At 38.5% G+C, this 16,671-nt stretch carries 19 protein-coding genes and 3 pseudogenes; all 22 read right to left on the reverse strand.

The annotated features are described in order from the left end of the window. Positions 1–65: 65 nt before the first annotated feature. The 22 genes and pseudogenes from G4417_RS03410 to G4417_RS16870 all read right to left on the reverse strand — a co-directional run bounded on the left by G4417_RS03410 (position 66) and on the right by G4417_RS16870 (position 16,668). On the reverse strand, positions 66–539 hold the full coding sequence (locus tag G4417_RS03410) for a GNAT family N-acetyltransferase (protein ID WP_117613851.1): 474 nt from the start codon (positions 537–539) through the stop codon (positions 66–68). Between the two features lie 76 nt (positions 540–615). Further along, a complete protein-coding gene (locus G4417_RS03415; RefSeq protein WP_003060793.1) occupies positions 616–837 on the reverse strand; it encodes a hypothetical protein in 222 nt (73 codons plus the stop codon). Further along, positions 838–972: a DUF3789 domain-containing protein gene (locus G4417_RS03420; RefSeq protein ID WP_117613852.1), complete on the reverse strand. Its 135-nt coding sequence runs from the start codon at positions 970–972 to the stop codon at positions 838–840. A 12-nt stretch (positions 973–984) separates the two neighbouring features. Further along, a complete protein-coding gene (gene mobT, locus G4417_RS03425) occupies positions 985–2,181 on the reverse strand; it encodes a MobT family relaxase (protein WP_117613853.1) in 1,197 nt (398 codons plus the stop codon). Between the two features lie 183 nt (positions 2,182–2,364). Beyond that, positions 2,365–3,759 (reverse strand): FtsK/SpoIIIE domain-containing protein, encoded by a 1,395-nt coding sequence (locus G4417_RS03430; protein WP_161276710.1) that lies wholly within the window; start codon positions 3,757–3,759, stop codon positions 2,365–2,367. A 72-nt stretch (positions 3,760–3,831) separates the two neighbouring features. Further along, the gene (locus tag G4417_RS03435; RefSeq protein ID WP_161276711.1) at positions 3,832–4,398 is read right to left on the reverse strand and encodes an HAAS signaling domain-containing protein; all 567 of its coding nucleotides are present in this window, start codon (positions 4,396–4,398) and stop codon (positions 3,832–3,834) included. 4 nt (positions 4,399–4,402) lie between these two features. Continuing rightward, on the reverse strand, positions 4,403–4,735 hold the full coding sequence (locus G4417_RS03440) for a PadR family transcriptional regulator (protein ID WP_007286208.1): 333 nt from the start codon (positions 4,733–4,735) through the stop codon (positions 4,403–4,405). A gap of 110 nt (positions 4,736–4,845) precedes the next feature. Continuing rightward, positions 4,846–5,229, reverse strand: coding sequence for a YdcP family protein (locus G4417_RS03445; RefSeq protein WP_007286209.1), 384 nt, complete (start codon positions 5,227–5,229; stop codon positions 4,846–4,848). Positions 5,230–5,244: 15 nt separating this feature from the next. Continuing rightward, the gene (locus tag G4417_RS03450) at positions 5,245–5,571 is read right to left on the reverse strand and encodes a YdcP family protein (protein WP_074074962.1); all 327 of its coding nucleotides are present in this window, start codon (positions 5,569–5,571) and stop codon (positions 5,245–5,247) included. A gap of 238 nt (positions 5,572–5,809) precedes the next feature. After that, positions 5,810–8,854 carry an SrtB-anchored collagen-binding adhesin gene (locus G4417_RS03455; RefSeq protein WP_173682638.1) on the reverse strand — a complete coding sequence of 1,015 codons (3,045 nt, stop codon included), beginning with the start codon at positions 8,852–8,854 and terminating at the stop codon, positions 5,810–5,812. 291 nt (positions 8,855–9,145) lie between these two features. Further along, positions 9,146–9,832: pseudogene (locus tag G4417_RS03460) on the reverse strand (GGDEF domain-containing protein); the annotation flags it as partial. Positions 9,833–10,007: 175 nt separating this feature from the next. Next, a complete protein-coding gene (gene yaaA, locus G4417_RS03465) occupies positions 10,008–10,769 on the reverse strand; it encodes a peroxide stress protein YaaA (RefSeq protein ID WP_173682639.1) in 762 nt (253 codons plus the stop codon). Next, a complete protein-coding gene (gene bcp, locus G4417_RS03470) occupies positions 10,769–11,224 on the reverse strand; it encodes a thioredoxin-dependent thiol peroxidase (protein WP_173682640.1) in 456 nt (151 codons plus the stop codon). Before bcp ends, yaaA begins: the two co-directional genes overlap by 1 nt. A gap of 3 nt (positions 11,225–11,227) precedes the next feature. Then, positions 11,228–11,440: a DUF6219 family protein gene (locus tag G4417_RS03475; RefSeq protein WP_173682641.1), complete on the reverse strand. Its 213-nt coding sequence runs from the start codon at positions 11,438–11,440 to the stop codon at positions 11,228–11,230. Between the two features lie 285 nt (positions 11,441–11,725). Then, a complete protein-coding gene (locus tag G4417_RS03480; RefSeq protein ID WP_173682642.1) occupies positions 11,726–11,899 on the reverse strand; it encodes a hypothetical protein in 174 nt (57 codons plus the stop codon). A gap of 10 nt (positions 11,900–11,909) precedes the next feature. Further along, positions 11,910–12,101 (reverse strand): annotated as a pseudogene (locus tag G4417_RS17455) (sporulation initiation factor Spo0A C-terminal domain-containing protein). 302 nt (positions 12,102–12,403) lie between these two features. Beyond that, on the reverse strand, positions 12,404–12,838 hold the full coding sequence (locus G4417_RS03490) for a bacteriohemerythrin (RefSeq protein WP_019161195.1): 435 nt from the start codon (positions 12,836–12,838) through the stop codon (positions 12,404–12,406). A gap of 76 nt (positions 12,839–12,914) precedes the next feature. After that, positions 12,915–13,079 carry a rubredoxin gene (gene rd / locus G4417_RS03495; RefSeq protein ID WP_015524975.1) on the reverse strand — a complete coding sequence of 55 codons (165 nt, stop codon included), beginning with the start codon at positions 13,077–13,079 and terminating at the stop codon, positions 12,915–12,917. 279 nt (positions 13,080–13,358) lie between these two features. Then, a pseudogene (locus G4417_RS17460) lies at positions 13,359–13,731 on the reverse strand (hypothetical protein). A 9-nt stretch (positions 13,732–13,740) separates the two neighbouring features. Beyond that, a complete protein-coding gene (locus G4417_RS03500; RefSeq protein ID WP_243872060.1) occupies positions 13,741–14,283 on the reverse strand; it encodes a hypothetical protein in 543 nt (180 codons plus the stop codon). Between the two features lie 575 nt (positions 14,284–14,858). Continuing rightward, positions 14,859–15,131 (reverse strand): hypothetical protein, encoded by a 273-nt coding sequence (locus G4417_RS03505; RefSeq protein WP_173682644.1) that lies wholly within the window; start codon positions 15,129–15,131, stop codon positions 14,859–14,861. 700 nt (positions 15,132–15,831) lie between these two features. After that, positions 15,832–16,668, reverse strand: coding sequence for an ATP-binding cassette domain-containing protein (locus tag G4417_RS16870; RefSeq protein ID WP_243872061.1), 837 nt, complete (start codon positions 16,666–16,668; stop codon positions 15,832–15,834). Positions 16,669–16,671 lie beyond the last annotated feature (3 nt).

Below are 16,671 nucleotides of genomic sequence, written 5' to 3' on the forward strand. Positions count from 1 at the left end.
AGCAGTCAATCCTAAGACTAACTGCTTTGTGTGTATGGATATGAAATTGTAAACTAGATTATCTGTTATAGAGTTGCGGTCATAATATATTCTTCGCTATTTTCATCAACAACAAGAAAACCTGCTTTCTTATACATTTTTACTGCATAATTATTTTTCTGAACAGATAAGGAAATTTTTGAATATCCAAAAGATTTTTCCATTGACAATAACTGTTGCAATAATGAAGTTCCAATCCCTTGTCCTCTATACTTTTGAAAAACAGACATAGCAAGGGACGGTGTATCATTGTCAATGTGTCCGTAATCGTTCATTATTCGTACCCAAATAGCACCCACGACATTTCCTTGAACTTCCGCAACTAAAGCCCTATCATCTTTTCGCTTTCCAAATTCAAAAACATATTCTTGTAATTCTGGACAGTTAATTATTGATTTAGGTGGTGGCTCAACACCGTCTGGAATATAAATTGCTTCATACAAAAAGTCATTGAGTAAAACATATTCTTCTTTTTTTATTTCCCGTATGACATAATCCATAGCTTAACTCCAAATCTATTTTATCTTTTTTCATACCCCAATTATACCATTCACATATAAGCATTACAACAAAATTTTAAGCACCGATAATTTTATTGAACAGCTCTAACAGTACATCTTTCACACCGCCAGCATTGAATACCAAGCCGACAGCAATTAAGGCAACTACCAAGAAGCCGATAAGTTTGGAAAACTCACGCTTGAAACCTAAGTAGATACCGATAACCACGATCGACATAAGCACCAAGCTCTGTGCGTTTGATAAAAACCATTGATATAAATTTTGACCGAAATTCATTTAATTGTCCTCGCTTTCTTTTAATTTCATCATTTCACAGTCAGCTTCCTTGCCGACTGATACAATACACATCATGACTACTCCGATACCCATTCCCACAGATACCAGCAATAAGTCTTTCAACAATTCCCACATTCTTTATCACTCCTAACTTTCCACCAAATCTTTTGCAGGGGTCGTCTGCTGTTTGATTATCATTTCATGTTTTTCTGTGAGCTTTGCCTGCTGTTCGATTGTTTCCATGTAGTCTGTACCGTTTCCCTTATCAATCTTTTTCAGCATTTTCAAGGTCGGTGCTACCTGCCTTTGTACCCAACGCAACGTGCGGTCTAAGGTGTAAGGCTCTGGCTTTGTCGTCAGCTTCAAGCTCTGTCTGTTATCGCCGATAAACCAAGCCCAGCGGTCATTGAGTTTCCAGTCATTTTTTCGCTTGTCTGGTTCTTCATCAACAAACCTCACATACTGGTTGATGATAGAAAAGGCGGTCTGCTCTGCGTCATAATAGGTCAGTAAATCTCGTACTGCATAATAGGCACGTTCATTGCGAAGCCGTATCTCAAAACGATTGATAATGTCGGCTTCTTCCAGAGGTGTCCCTAACTTGACGTACTGCTCATAGTCCTTTTCATAGATACAGAAATACACATCTGATTTCAGCGAACCAAGATAAAGGGTTCGTCCCATATATTCTCTGTCGTCCTCTCTGTGCTTGATAAGCTCGCCCGACTGGTAAAACTTATAACTTCTGGACTTTCCGATATATTCCCGTTTCCTGCATTTTTCCGCAAGCTCTGGAATATCCAAAATGCCCGTATGGTCGTTGATAGCAAGGTCGATACGCTTCATCACGCCACCGTCTACGAGTGCGTCCATGAGGAAGTCATACCAGCTTCTTTGCTGTGCCAGCAGGTAACTTTCAAACTGCCTGCAACCACGCCCCTTTAACTCTAAAAGGACACCTTTTTCTTTGTCAGCCGACGTATAGATAAAGATGTCCCCTAAAGAATAATGCTCCGTATAACTGTAATGTCCGTAATCTTCATGGAGCATATAATTGATATTCAATTTTAATATATCTTTGATGATGTGCTGTATATCCAGCGTGGGAAAACGAATTTTCACATAATCAAACAGCATGGTAAGCGGTGCTTCTGGATTGAACCTTGCCAGTTCTTTATGCAGAGTTTCCAGAAGTTCCTTTGACGGCTTCATTTTTCCGCTTTCTATCTTGTTGAGATATTCCCTTGTGATACCAGAAGCCACCGCCAGCCTGCCTTGTGAGATACCGTAAGCAATCCGTTTCTCCCGTAATTTTTTTATCCATTGTTCTTCATTCAGAACCATACCCCCAATCTGTAAAGTGTGAAGTTTTTTTAGGCGACTTCACAGTCGATTTTTGCTAGGAAACCATGCCAGAAGCCTTATGTTTCCTATGTTTTTTGTCTATTGTCTATTTGCAAACGTACCCCTCTGTTAGATACCGAGGGGTTTTACCTGCTGGCGTGGCTTACGCCACACCAGCAACGGCTAGTCCGTGCCGTCGCCTTTCGCTTCGCACGTCGCCGTCCCGTCCTGCCTTGCTTGTGCAAGAGAGCCGATAGTCTGCAAAAAATCATGTCCTTTCGGGACTAAAGGCGTGTAAAATTCACTTATGACGCTTGTTCCCACATCACAATAGCCACGCCCCTTGATACGCTTCTGGAAAAACTGCTTTTTCACATCTGAACCGAACAGCATACCGTAGCCTAATTCGCTGATACGCCCAAGCCCCACACGGAAATTGAAGTTATCTCTGATACCGTCCGAGAAATACTTTGCATCTGGACGCTGGCAGGCAACGATAAGGAAATAACCTGCTTGTCGCCCTAACATAACGATTTTCTTTAGCTGGCTAAGTAAGCTCACGCTTTCTTTTGTCCCCAGCATTTCAAAAAACGCCACATATTCATCAAAGATAAGAAAGCAGGGTGGCAGTCCCAGATAGGCGTAGTTTTCGCCCGTCTTATAGTTCGGGTGTCGCTTCATTTCCTCGCTTCGTTGTACCATGCCCTTATAAAAGGCATTGACACAATCAATCATTTCTTCTTTGGTATGATACACATTTCCCATGACTGTTCCTAAGTCTGCAAGGTCACCGTTCTTCGGGTCTAAGATATAAAGGACAGCGTTTGTATGCAGTAAGGCTTCAATGAGCGTCAGCAGAAAATAGGTTTTACCGCCACCCGTCCCACCAGCAATCAGAGCGTGAGGGAGTGCGTCATATTCCCAGACAAGATTTTTCATCAATCTAAGACAGCCGTTTTCTGCCCGTACTTCATCAATAGTAATGCGGTTCGCTATCATATCATAAAGCAGGGTATATTCGATATAGCCGTCATGCAGGGTCTTGTCGGTTAGCTCGCAATACAAGCCACTTTCCAATTTATCCTCTAACCGTAAAAGCTGGTCTTGATATTTTCCCAGCGTAATCTCACAACGGATATGAAGCAGTCCTTTTTCCATTTGATAGTAAATCTTCGGAAACCAGACGATTTTTTCCCTTGATCTGCTTTGCAGGTCAGTAAAAAAAACGCTGTCTTGTACAGTATCGGCTTCATACCACTTATTTTCCAGTACCATTCTTGCCAGCTTTTGACGGTGCAGGAGCTTCTTAAAACTGTCGTAACAGAAGCGGTAATACAGAAAAGCGACCAATGCACAAACACCAGTCGCTATCAGTATGGTTATGAAGTTGTAAGGGGAAAGCGTCAAGCCGTTTTCTAACAAGCTGAAATGCTCCCAATCGGTACGCATGAGCTGTTTGATATTGAGTAGCAGGAGAACCGCCACGAACACAAACAGAAGCGTCCCTATGGAAAAGTGGTAGACAAGGTGCTTGTCGCTGGCTCTGATACGGTGTCCTTTGTTCCAAATCTTACGCATAAATCAATCACTCCTTTCTGGGTGTGAAAAAGCAGTCAATCCTAAGACTAACTGCTTAAATACACATACATATTAAATTGATAAATTGTTTTTAGTTTTACTAATACCTTTGCAATAGGTAATCAATAACTTCCATGCACCTCGTCCTAATAAGAACAAGATTATCCCCGTGATTAGTGATAAGATAAATACTGGGATAGGGCTTAAAGCTGTATTTCCAAATTGAAAACCAATATAATCTACATAAGGAATATTCAAATGTAATAAATAATCTACTAATTTTATAATCCCTAATACAGCAGAAGCAACACCACACAGAATAAAAGTAGGTGCAACAATAACTAAAACTGGTATTACAAACAATCCAGAAAAACCTACTAAGCTATAAAAAGCACAAACTGTTAAAAATCTTTTCCAGCTAAAACCGTTTTCCTTTGCAAGTAAATCTCCAAGATAGGCTTTTGCAAGGTCTTTTGGCTTTCCTAATCTAGTTAAAATTTGTTCTGTTGAGAGGTTTTCGCTTTCCATTTCTAAAATAGAGCCTTTTATTTCCTTTACAATATCAACACGTTCAGAAGTTGGAAGTGGTTTCAAACATTTATCAATAGTATCTAAGTATTTTTCAAACGTAGTATTCATAATTTTATTCTCCTTTCAAATCAGACATAGCATTTAATAAATTTTCCCATTCAGTATTCATAGCGTCCAGATAATTTTTCCCGTCTGGTGTTAATGAATAATACTTACGAGGTGGCAAGCCCTCTGTGGACTCTTGCCAAGTTGATTGCAAGTAGTTTTCCTTTTGTAATCTTCTTAACAATGGATATACTGTACTTTCCGTAGAAGTAATTATAGGATATTTGCTCAATTCTTGTAAAATCTCATACCCATAATATACTTTTTTATCCAGCATTAGCAAAATACAATATTCCAATGTACCTCGCACTATTTGAGATTTCCATTTGTCTAAGTTCATGTTGTTCACCTCACTGTTTTCTTGATAGGTATATCGTACTACACAGTACAATGAATGTCAACAGTATATTTTAATTGAACAACACTTTTTTTTGAAAGGTATATCAATTACTATTTTTTCGGTTGTCCCTGTGTGTTATTATTCTGTGGATTGCCTGCGTTCTGGTTGCCTTTATTCTTCAACACAATATCCTCTGCCTTTACATACCAGTCCACATCTGCACCCGTATAGGTCTTTCTTGATACCGTATCGGCTACTGGATTGACAAGCTCCACGACTGCATTGTACGGAAATTCCCTTAACGGTACTTCTGGCGGTACAGACACGGGGATAATTCCACCATGCAGACTGCACTTCAAATCATAGATACGCTTTTTAAGCTGGGTACTCGGTGTCCCGTCCTCATTCTGTAAGAACACATCACGCACCGCTGTAAACTTTAATTCTCCAAATGTTTTCTCTTTGTCAATAACAAACCCGTTTGATAATCTCATAAATTCTTCACTCCTTTACTTTTCTTCAACTGCTACAATATCATCAGCAACTAATACATAATCGGTATGTCCCACATCCCCGATTGCGTAACCTCTGCCGTATAACTTCGGATTGACAAGTTTTACTTTCTGCTCATACTTGAACTTCTTTTCGCCAGCCTGCACGGGAATTTCTACCACAACATTTTCGCCTTTCTGTACGTCGGAATAAAGGTTATAGCTTCGTCTGGCTAAGACCCTGCGATTATTTTTATCTCTTTCAAAGACTGGCTCGCTTTCGCCTGCAAATTCAAGAGTTCCAAAAGACTGTGCCATATCTGGCACGACATATTTCATTTCCATATTGTTTTACCTCGTTTCTTTCTATATTTGATAAGTTTTTTAATTGTGATTTCTTATTCTGGCGGTTTGGGAAGTACCAGCAATCCCCCAGATAGTAAAGGGTAAAATCAATGCTTACGCACCCTTGACTATCCGTGTTCTTGCAGGTTGTAGGCAGACAAGCCAGAATAAGCAAAAATCTGCCGTTTGACAGCTTCGGCGGAGAGCGTGATTTTTCTTTCCTCATACCGTTACCGCCTTATGATTTCTTCATTTTACGGCGTTTGTAAAGATATGTTCCAGCCAGTCCACCAGCAGACGCAAGCAACATCACGATAAATGCCATTACATTTGTACTGTCGCCCGTTTTGGGACTGTCGCTAGGTCTGTTAGGCTTTTCCGGTGTCGGTGGTGTTTCGGGTTTCTCTGGTTCTTCTGGCTTTTCCTTAAAAGTAATCGTCTGTCCCTTATCCTCAATATCCTTATGCTCGGTAACTTTCTTCGGCTCGTCTGGATTGCTCAAATCATATAATTCTTCAAAAGTTACAAGCTGTTTGCCGTCAAGGGAAGTAGCGTCAAAGGTAAAGGCAACTTCCACTTTCATAGTTTCGCTGTCAGCGGTAAACATATAATCACTTTCCACACGCTTTCCATTGATAAGAAGCTCTGCATTTTCTTCTTTCAACATCTGCCAGCCCACAAGTTTGTACTGTGTACCGACTTCTAAGCCCTCTAAGGTTACGGTATCAATGATTGTAACGTCTTTTCCTGCTTCAAGTTCTTTATTGCCGTCCTTATCCGTAGCAGTCGTATGAATTTTGACGATACGCTCTGTGATAAGTACCGTTTGCCCGTCGTCCTCAATGTCTTTATGTTCCGCAACTTTTACGGGTTCGTCTGGATTGCTTAAATCATACAATTCTTCAAAGGTAACAAGGTTTTTGCCACCTAAAGCAGACTCATTGAATGTATAGGAAATTTCCACTTTCATTTCTTCATCATCAGCGACAAAGGTATAATCATTTTCCACACGTTTCCCGTCAATGATAAGCTCGGCGTTTTCTTCCTTTAACATCTGCCAGCCTTTGAGCTGATATTTTGTGCCTTTTGTAAGTCCGTCTAATTTGACAGTATCAACGATTGTAACCTCCTTTCCTGCAAGGATAGTCTTTTCGCCGTCTTTGCTGGTCGCTGTGGTATGAATAGAGATTTCTTTTTCGTATTCATCAGTCAGCGTTCCTAAATCAATCACAAGGTTATTTCTTGATACCACGATTTCAAAAGGTGGGATAAGTTCAAAGCCTTTGTTACTATCAGAGCGTAATTCTTCAATGATGTAGGTATCATAAGGTAATGCACCCTTGCTGTCGTCTGGTTCAGAAGTTCCAAACCACACACCGTCCTCGCTGGTCTTGCCTGCGTTGGTATTGTGCTTATGAGAAGCCCAGTCAGCAGAAGTGGAGAATTGCCCGTTATCATCAGTTACCACTACATGATTTTCGCCCGTCGTCTTGCTTGTGATCCGAAACGGAACATCAGCAAGACGCTTGTGTGTGCCTGCACCGATTTTTACACCCTCAATATCTCCACGCTTAATCTGATTATAGATAGAATGGGCTTCGTCGGTTAAGTCCACGATTTTTCCATTTTCTGTGATTGTAAAATCAATCGGTTTTGCACCATCAGTTAAGTAACCGTTGGGAGCTTCACTTTCAACGATACGGAATTTTCCATAAGGTAAAAGGTCAGAAGAAGTAGAAGCGACACCCTCAATATCTGTACGAATTGTCTTTACCACTTCATTTTTCTTGTATAACTTGCCCTCAACCAAAACAGAATTATCATTTAAGGAAATGATGTCAAAATCAGTATCTTTCAAGGTTGCACTTCCTTGTGGCTTTGTATCGCCCGTTTCTAAATCTCGTTTCTGATTTTTGACACCGCCACGGATAACTTTATCCGATACGGAAAACTGGTTACTTCCAGATAATACGGCAAGGTCGCCGTCCTCGGTAATCTGTGTAAGGTATAAGCCTTTTATCTGTTCGGACTTATCGCCAGCCTGCATATATGCACCCTCTAACAAGTAGCCGTTTGGAGCTTTTGTTTCTTCTACGGTTAGCGTTCCAAGTGGAAGAACCGCCTTGCCGTCCTGCATATAGAAGCTGTCGCCAGATACCTTGTATGCGTCCGCTAATTTTGTGATGTAGTGGGTTGTCCCGTCTCTATCTGTTTCAGCGATTGTCTTTGTAACCCATGTACGAGTAGCTTCGGCAGGGAGATTTTCTTTATTGTAGAAGCCAGCATAATACTTCCATGTAAATTCCGCACCTGCTAAAGAAGCGTTCCCTTGCGGATTGTCTTTCTGTGTTTCCATATCTATCTTGAAAAGCTCAATCAAAGTGTCCGTTACTTTTGGCGTATCAGATACGTTCAAAGTCGCTGTCTTTCCAGCTTCAATCTTTAAGGAATATACAGTTTTATCTACTTTATATCCTGCTGGTGCGGATAATTCCTTGATATAGACTGTACCTGCTTTTACCTCTACAACATCTGTATTTCCATTTTCATCAGTCGTAAGGGTGGCAAGCTGTTTTGTGCAGTCCTTATCAGAAAAGACACCGTATGTTGCACCAGCGATTGAGTAATTCCCGTTACCGTCTGTAATGCTGGTATTACTGGAAGTCTTTTGCAGTTTCGCATTTCCGACATTTAACTTCGCCCAGAATTGTCCTAATTCCTGCCCCTCGCCAGAGTAGATATAACCGCCACATTCATAGCGTCCTTTATTTTCTTTGACAAAGGCTTTTGCACCAGAGAAAACTTCGTCCTGCGTAGCCTTTTGAATTTCATCATAAGAAGCTCGCACGTTATCACATTGCCAGCCAAGATGTACGCTCAATCTCTGCCAGACTACAAGCTGTCTTAAAAGGTAAGCGTGATTTTTGCTTATTCCGCTGTGGCTGTCTGTGTACTGTTTTACATATTCGATAGATAAGGCAACGTCGCTTATCTGGTCGGTACTCATGCGTGAGCTTGCGTCAGCTCTGGTCTTGTAACCATTCTTAAAGTCTGTGTTGATGTCAATACAGTAAGCGTCCTCGCCCTCAACGGTCAAATGTCCCTCATTAAAGGTAGAACCAATCGAACCGTCATTCATTACTTTTTCAACGATACCGACACGCTCTTTTGACTCCGTCCAGTATTGCTTGCTTTCTGCATGGACGGGTGTCGTCGGTAAAGCAGTAACGACAGTCGCAAGAGCTAAGAAGCCCGTACACAATCGTTTCCATGTCTTTTTCATAAATCTAATGCTCCTTTCATTTTGAGTAATAAAATAGCCGTCCAATAAGAACGGCTGGAAATAGAAAAGGAACGTCATTTTAGGCGTTCCATAGTCTATAAAATATTCAATTTTTTTCTTGTTTCAATACTGATGTGCTGTACCATATCTTTGCATATCTAGGAAAACTGGCGTATCAAGGCTCATTCAATGGTAGTAAATAAGTAGTAAATTGATGTATTTGTTCCCTTGAAAATGCTGATAGATACTGTGTTTTAGCGGATAATCAGATTTTTATTGTGTTTTTGTAATAAACATTATGCATGCTGTAGAATCTGTAATTATATCTTTTTTATTAAGTAGCTCATTACAGGCATTTTTATTTGGCAGTCCAGTATGGGCATCTACGAATGCTTTTTGTTCCAGCAGTCTGTTTTGCATTGCCATCTGCATTGCCTTTAGAGTCTGCATAATAACCAATATCACCAGACTCAACATATCAAGTGCCGACAAAAGCTCTATGGTACGAATCTTTACAGCGATTTTTTCTGAATAACTTTCTGCGGCAGAGACAGTTTCATCTGCCATCGTAAAATATATTTCACTCATATTAACAATGTCTGTATTTTCGTATCCCTTGTTTCTTACTGCTTCAATTTCTGTTTTCAATTTATCCCAGTAATCACTCTGGATTTGCAATTTTTCCTGATACTCTTCGTCATTGAGTTTTACCAGGTCATAATGTCCATCCTGATATCTCAATCCAAGAAGAATATCATCCAAATATTTAATTAATTCGTCATTTTGGTTTCCTGTAATTTCTAATTTTATTTCGCGCTGCGTAGCTCCACGTACCAGACCGGCATAATTTATTACGCGTGCTGTTCCCTGCAGCCTACTAATCTGAATCATCATAAAAATAATAAGAACTACCAATATCAATATAAGGAAACTCTGTATAATACCTATTAAATTTTTACTTTTCTTGTTTGTCTTCATTTCACAATTTATCTCTAACCTTAAATAATATTCATTTCAATAACTATGCTATTCATTTACTTTCTCTATATTTTGGACAAATACCTTTAAATATAATATCATAATCGTTATGGTAATGATTTTTTAAGAAAAATCGAATTACTTTATTAAAAAAATACCCATAACAAGTATCTTTTTAACAAGATGTTATCTCTGTTTTCCGTTCAAAAACATATTCTGCATCTGATGATAAATCAGAGCGAAATGAATAGCCTAGTCTATCAAATTTCTTAATATCCTCAGGATTTTCAATTCTGTTTTCAGCCATGAACCTAACCATTTCACCACGGGCCATCTTAGCATATGTACCTTTTGTCACCAGTTTATCTCCTGATAACTCACAAAATGTAATCGTAATGTATCTATCCTGTCGTGTCAGATATTTTTCTATGCACTTAGAGTATTCTTTCGATGCCAGATTGATTATAATCCTGCTGTTATCAATCACTGAGCGGTATAATAAATCTCCCCAGTACGCATACAGATTTTTTGTTTCTCCTATTCCAACCTTCGCCTGCATTTCCAAACGATAAGGCGTCACACCATCCCTTGGTTTTAACACACCATAAAATGCAGATATTATTCTCAAATGATTTTGTACATACTCGAACTGACTGTCCTCAAACACGGATGGAGCCATATATTGAAAAGCAATTCCTTCATATGATAAGACAGCTGGGGTAAGTAAATGATAAAGATCCATGTTTTCCAATCTATTGAAGTTCTGTTCTGTAATTTTGTCATTACATTTCCAGATAGTCTTCAGTTCTTCTTTTGACTTACTTTTCAACCAACTTTGTATCTCTGTCGTCTTTTCAATAAATTCAGGCAATCCATCCGGCGCTATGCTGTCAGTATCTGTAATCATCTTTTTAGCAGGGGATAATATTATCTTCATTAATCTAATTCCTTGAGCATATTTTCAGGATCATCTGCAGCCTTGACTTTATCATTTGCCTTTATAATAATCCCCTGTTCATCAATAAGATATGTGGTTCTTACTACTCCCATAGAGACTTTGCCATAATTTTTCTTTTCTTTCCATACATCATACGCTTCAATAACTTTCCGCTCTGGATCTGCTAAAAGTGTAAATGCCAATCCATATTTTTCCTCAAATCTCTTATGAGAGGATACAGAATCCTTACTGACTCCAAGAATAACTGCTCCTTTTTCGGTAAACTGAGGGTATCGCTCAGAAAACCCACATGCCTGTTTCGTGCATCCCGCTGTATTATCCTTGGGATAGAAATATAAAATCACTTTTTTTCCTGTATAATCCGATAATCTATGTATTTTCCCATTTTGATCTGGCAACTCAAAATCCGGTGCCATACCCCCTACTTCCAACATTATTTATCCCTCCCTTTCTGTATCTTTCTCTTTATTCGCCTTTTTCTTCCTATTCCCGGTAATCATTTTATGACCTGTATATATCGCCATTACCATACATAACATAGAACTTAAAGCAAAGTATTTGTGACTTGATTTTTGCTTTTTATATCCAGTGTAAAAAGTCTCAAGCATTGTGATCAATGCTCCTACTGACCAATATTTATGTGCTTTCATGTAATTCCTCCATTTTTTCAGTGTATTCAATTCTAATTATACACTACCATATTCCTATGTCAATTTGATAATAGAGCATTCCTATAAAATTTTTCAAAATATCATTGTCAAAACTATGTATTGTTATCCTTTAATTTTTCTTTGAAATAATTGACAAAAAGCTTGCTTTCAGGAGATTACTATTTAATCTCTTTTCCATCTATATTATATATAGTTGAAATTTATCAGGATTATTGACAACATCATAGTCCTTTCCGTATTCTACAGGTCTATATTCGGCTGTCATTACCGATTCCCCGTCTTCAATATCCTCTTATTTTCATCCCGATTTACAGAAAAAGTTCCAACTACATCTGGTTCGCCTTCTTTATGACTGGATTCAAATTTCCCATAAATACTTCCTGCAGCAATTATCAAGATTGCTGTTCCTGAAATTACTGCAATTATTTTTTTCTTCATATTTTTAATTTCATTTTAATTTTTTTACTGCGTAATTGATTACTTCTTCCGGTGTGGGCCTGTCTCCTTTAAGTGTCATTTTCTTCCATTCTTCCTACACAGCCGGGTCAGGATTATCAAATCCTGCATCTATGGCTAGCTGCATTTCTCTGCGTACTTCTTCTGGTGTTGTGTTATACTTTTCTGCAATCTTCTCATATATAGTTTTCTATCTCATTCATTTTCCTCCGATATATAAGTGGAATTATATCTTGTTCTATAAAATCAATTTAGCATATTTCTGTTGGCATGAAAAGAGACTTTACAACTTAAAATTGGATAAAAAGGACAAAAAAAGAAGAGCTGCTTGCTCTTCCCATATAGTAGTAGTAAAATAATATGTCATGCCAGCGCAATATATTACCTAGAATATCGCTATAACAGGAAAGGGGCTGCATTGTGACAGCCCCTAGTTTACTTCATCACGTTGTCTACATTCTGAGTGAACTCGTTCCCTGGTTTATTTTAGCATCGGTCTGGATTTTGTTTCATAAAGATAAATTTTGCCACAGAGCGGTCGTATGTTTTAATGTGTCCAAACAGCCAGTCGATTACATTTTTCTGTACAAGTTCACTGAACCGATCTGTTGGTCCTTCATACTCCTGAAGGTATTCATACAGTTCCTGAATTGTCTTTTTAAACTCTTCATGTTTTTCATAATGTTTTTCACGCTCTGGATAACCGGCTTTTTCCTGAAGTGCTTCTTCTTCTTTAAAATGAAAGTCAGTATACTCGTTAAGATAATCCAGAAGTTTGATCGCCTTTACCTTGCTGTCGCCATTTTGACAGGCAATTACAAAGTTCTGAATACGGTCAATCAATTCTTTGTGCTGTGTATCGATTGTTTTATTTCCTGTTACTAAATTGTCATCAAAGGTAATGTTTAAATCGTAAGTCATAATTTAACCTCCATTTCTTTTATATGTTCTCTTAGGCTCTTTTAATGTCTGGCAGTTTCGTACCTGCATTTTCTGCTTAGTCTTCTACAGGAACGAAAACATCTTTTCCTAATCCGCAGATTGGGCATGTCCAGTCATCTGGAATATCTTCAAATGCAGTTTCTGGAGCGATACCGGCGTCTGGATCTCCTACTGCCGGATCATAAATATATCCACATGGTTCACATTCATATTTTTTCATAGTCATTTTCCCTTTTCAATGTCGATTTATTTTTGTTACCAAGTTCCTAGCAATTTTTCTAACACTTTGTTTCTTGTATATCTGTATTATACATGATAATTATTCTTTTGTCAATAATAGTAATTATTATTATTATTTTTGCACTTAGCATAAACTGATATTTGAATTGCACATTTACATATTGCATATATCATGGGAATAGTTGAATAAAAAAATGAACTCTATTCATTAAAGACAGAGTTGCTGGAAATTATTTCTCTCCAACAACTTTCTTCGTCTTTAAGTCCTTGAAACACAATACTGTCCAATTAGATTCATCCAACTGTTATATTTATTCTTTTCACACACCTTTCGGCAAATTTCATTTTCCCTCAATACACAGAACATCTTATCATAATCAAATGCCCAAACAGCACCATTCACATGGTTTTCCACTGCTTTCTGATCTATGCTCTTTAAGCGTGTGACCATTTTTTCAATTTCTCTATTTCCCAAGTTACCGATATTTTTTGCAGATAAACCGAAAGAAATTCAACGTTGCATATTCGTCATGCCAATGGAACTCTTCTGGATTGTTTTTAATTTTACTGACTCGCTGCTGTTCTTTGATTATCTGATCAGCTACACCTTTCATCGAATCTTCGTATCTCATATTACTCACCTACTCTTCCTCAACGCCCAGTGACGGTTTAAATCTTTTATCCTTTGCCTGCGGTACCACGATCTCATAAAAATAAAATCCTAAATACCCAAGTGCCTGCTTCTTCATTTTATAAAAAGAAGTCCTGCCTATTCCTAACTCCTGTTGTACTTCCACATCTGTCTTATTATAATGACTGCAAAAACAGGAATGAAGGATTTCGCTGAGCATCACACCATTCGGTGCATAGAACTTAACCAGTGTCATTCCACGATAGATCATATCTGACAAGCCATAAATGATCATCAGGTTATTCATTTCCCGATGCATCTTTGGCACATTCAGCTGATTGTTATAAATGCTCAGATAACTCAACACATATGCCATATCTTCATTGATTTTCTCCTGGCACTCCATATCCAGTTCTTCTAACACAATCTGATTTTCCAAAATCAATTTCTGATAGCTTGTCATCAGTTCTTTGATATCTGTATAATGTCTCTCCATCGTTACTTCCAGATAATCCTGCGCATGGCTTGCCATCTGGAAGGTAATCTTTTTCATTGATTTAATTGCATAATCTCTGTCTGTCATCAGTTTCAAAATCTCCTTATCATCATCACACTAACTGGCGGTCTTTCAGACCAGTTCGCTTTCCCCATGATTTTGATGGGAAGCAATTACTTACTACAATTTGCAGAAGCGGATATCCAAAAGGCATTGTGGGAGTTGCCTTTGCTGACCGGAATCCATCTTCTTATGTAAAACCTGCAGGAATATAAAGGGAAAGTGACTATCCCTGCAGGTTAATAATCATTAATTTTCTAACAATACTGCATTGATTTTTTCCAATTTGCACACCATGAAGCATGTAATAATCTTTCTTTCTCCGAACTCACTATAAAATACCCTTTTCCAAGTCCACCTCCATATCCTCCAAGAACCTGATCCAGGTCTTTCAGTGCAGCTAAAACATAGCTTCTTGATCTATTTGTGATCTCACATAATTGTTTTAGCGTATGTGGCTCTCTTCTTATTATGAATAATATTTGTCTCTTTAGTAAATCAAACTCTAAGTCCGTTAATTGATTTTTCTTTTTTATTTCCTTTTTGTACTCAATAACACCTATATGGTAGCGTTAATTAAATCTTTTCCATACATCATCCGGATCACACAGCAAAAATTTTGATAATTCTTCTTTAAATGCTCTCCTAGACATATCATCTTTTTTTCTGATTACTGAAAAAGCTCCACAATCTTGATACAAATTTTTAATTTCACTTATTGAAGTTCCTTCATCTTTTAATTTCCTATAAGTCGTACTTCTTGACTGGAACATAATCGCCTGCATATCAATAGCTGTTTTCTTGCCTTTAATTAGTTCAAGTATCTGTTCTACTAAATCATTCATTGTGATTCCTCCTTTTATGACACTATTATAAGGCTAACGTTGAACCTTTTCTTTACGATTCTGTATCATACAGGTGTACATCATTCCTACACCGCCTGCCTTTCTGCTAGCACATCGCTCGATTTTCAAAATTCTGTCGATGTTATATTTTCTTCCATCTTCCCAGGTTAAAGAATATAGGAACCAGTTTTCCATCTTTCCGAAACTCTGCCACTACATCTAATCTCAATGTTAGATTACTACACCGAAAAGTGTGTTACTTGTTAAGTTGATTGAACCGCCGTATACGGAACCGTACGTACGGTGGTGTGAGAGGTCGGAATTTCTCATTTAAGAGAAATTCCTCCTACTCGATTACCCTCAAAAGGGATGACGCGCTGACGCTGGCACTCACGGCGGCTTACAAGGAGGGAGCCGCACATGATACAACCTGACCGCCGACAAATTCTGACGATGTTCTCGCAACAGTCAAAAAAATCCAGACCGCCAAATGGGGACAGTCTAACTGTGGTTGCGAAAAAAGACCAGAAGCCACCTACACCAGTGACTTCCAGTCTTAACTTTTACCTATCTTACACCCCGATCAGCCCCTCTCTCCGGCTTATCTTTTCCCTGCTTTTCTTGAATAATCCTCTTATTAATCTCAAGCCGTTCATGAATGGATAATTTCTTCCTTTAATCCGTTTTCCTTTCCTAAAAGTTAACTATTTATTCTAATATACCTCTTACAAGCTCGATTCAAAAACTCATAGTCATGTGTTACAACTATAATAATATATTTTTCTTCTGACAATTGTTTCATCAATTTTTCCACCTGACACATATGCCTAAAATCCAACCCACTGGTAGGTTCATCGAAAATAAGCAGCTTTTTTTCACCCATAACTGCCTGGCAAATAGCAAGCCTCTGTCTCTGTCCACCAGATAATATCATCGGATGATATTCTGCATACTCTTCCAAGTCAAATTTTTCAAGTAATTCCCTGATTTCTTGTTCAGAGGCTTCTTCATTTGCAAGCAGACATTCATTTTTCACACTATCTGAAAACAACTGATGATTGACTTCCTGCATGACCATCCCGAACAGTTTGGTCCGGGCCTTTTCCGACAGCTTTTTCCCTTGATACAGAATCTCGCCGCCTTTGGGCTTAAGCAGACCGCACAAGCAATTGCAAAAAGTAGATTTTCCGGCACCGTTTTTCCCTGTGATACCGATGATGTCTCCCGCTCTTGCAGATAAACTAATATTCTGAAAAATCATCTGTTTCTTTCTCTTACATGAAAGGTTACAAATCTGAAGTACTGCGTCTTCTGAGTTTCCTGTAATCTCCGGGATCTGTATCTGTTCAGGAACGATACTTCTGAGCCCCATTTGTTTTCGTTTCAGATCAGACAAAGCCTTAAACTCATCTGATGTAAATTCTTGTTCTATACGTCCTTCTTTCATATAAATAATTCTGTCTGCGAATTTCTGGATCCATGCCAGACGATGCTCTGCCACAACTACAGTATGTCCCTTCTCCTTAATTACCTTCATTCT

It is taken from the genome of Blautia wexlerae (assembly GCF_013300825.1).
Lineage (GTDB): Bacteria > Bacillota > Clostridia > Lachnospirales > Lachnospiraceae > Blautia_A > Blautia_A wexlerae_B.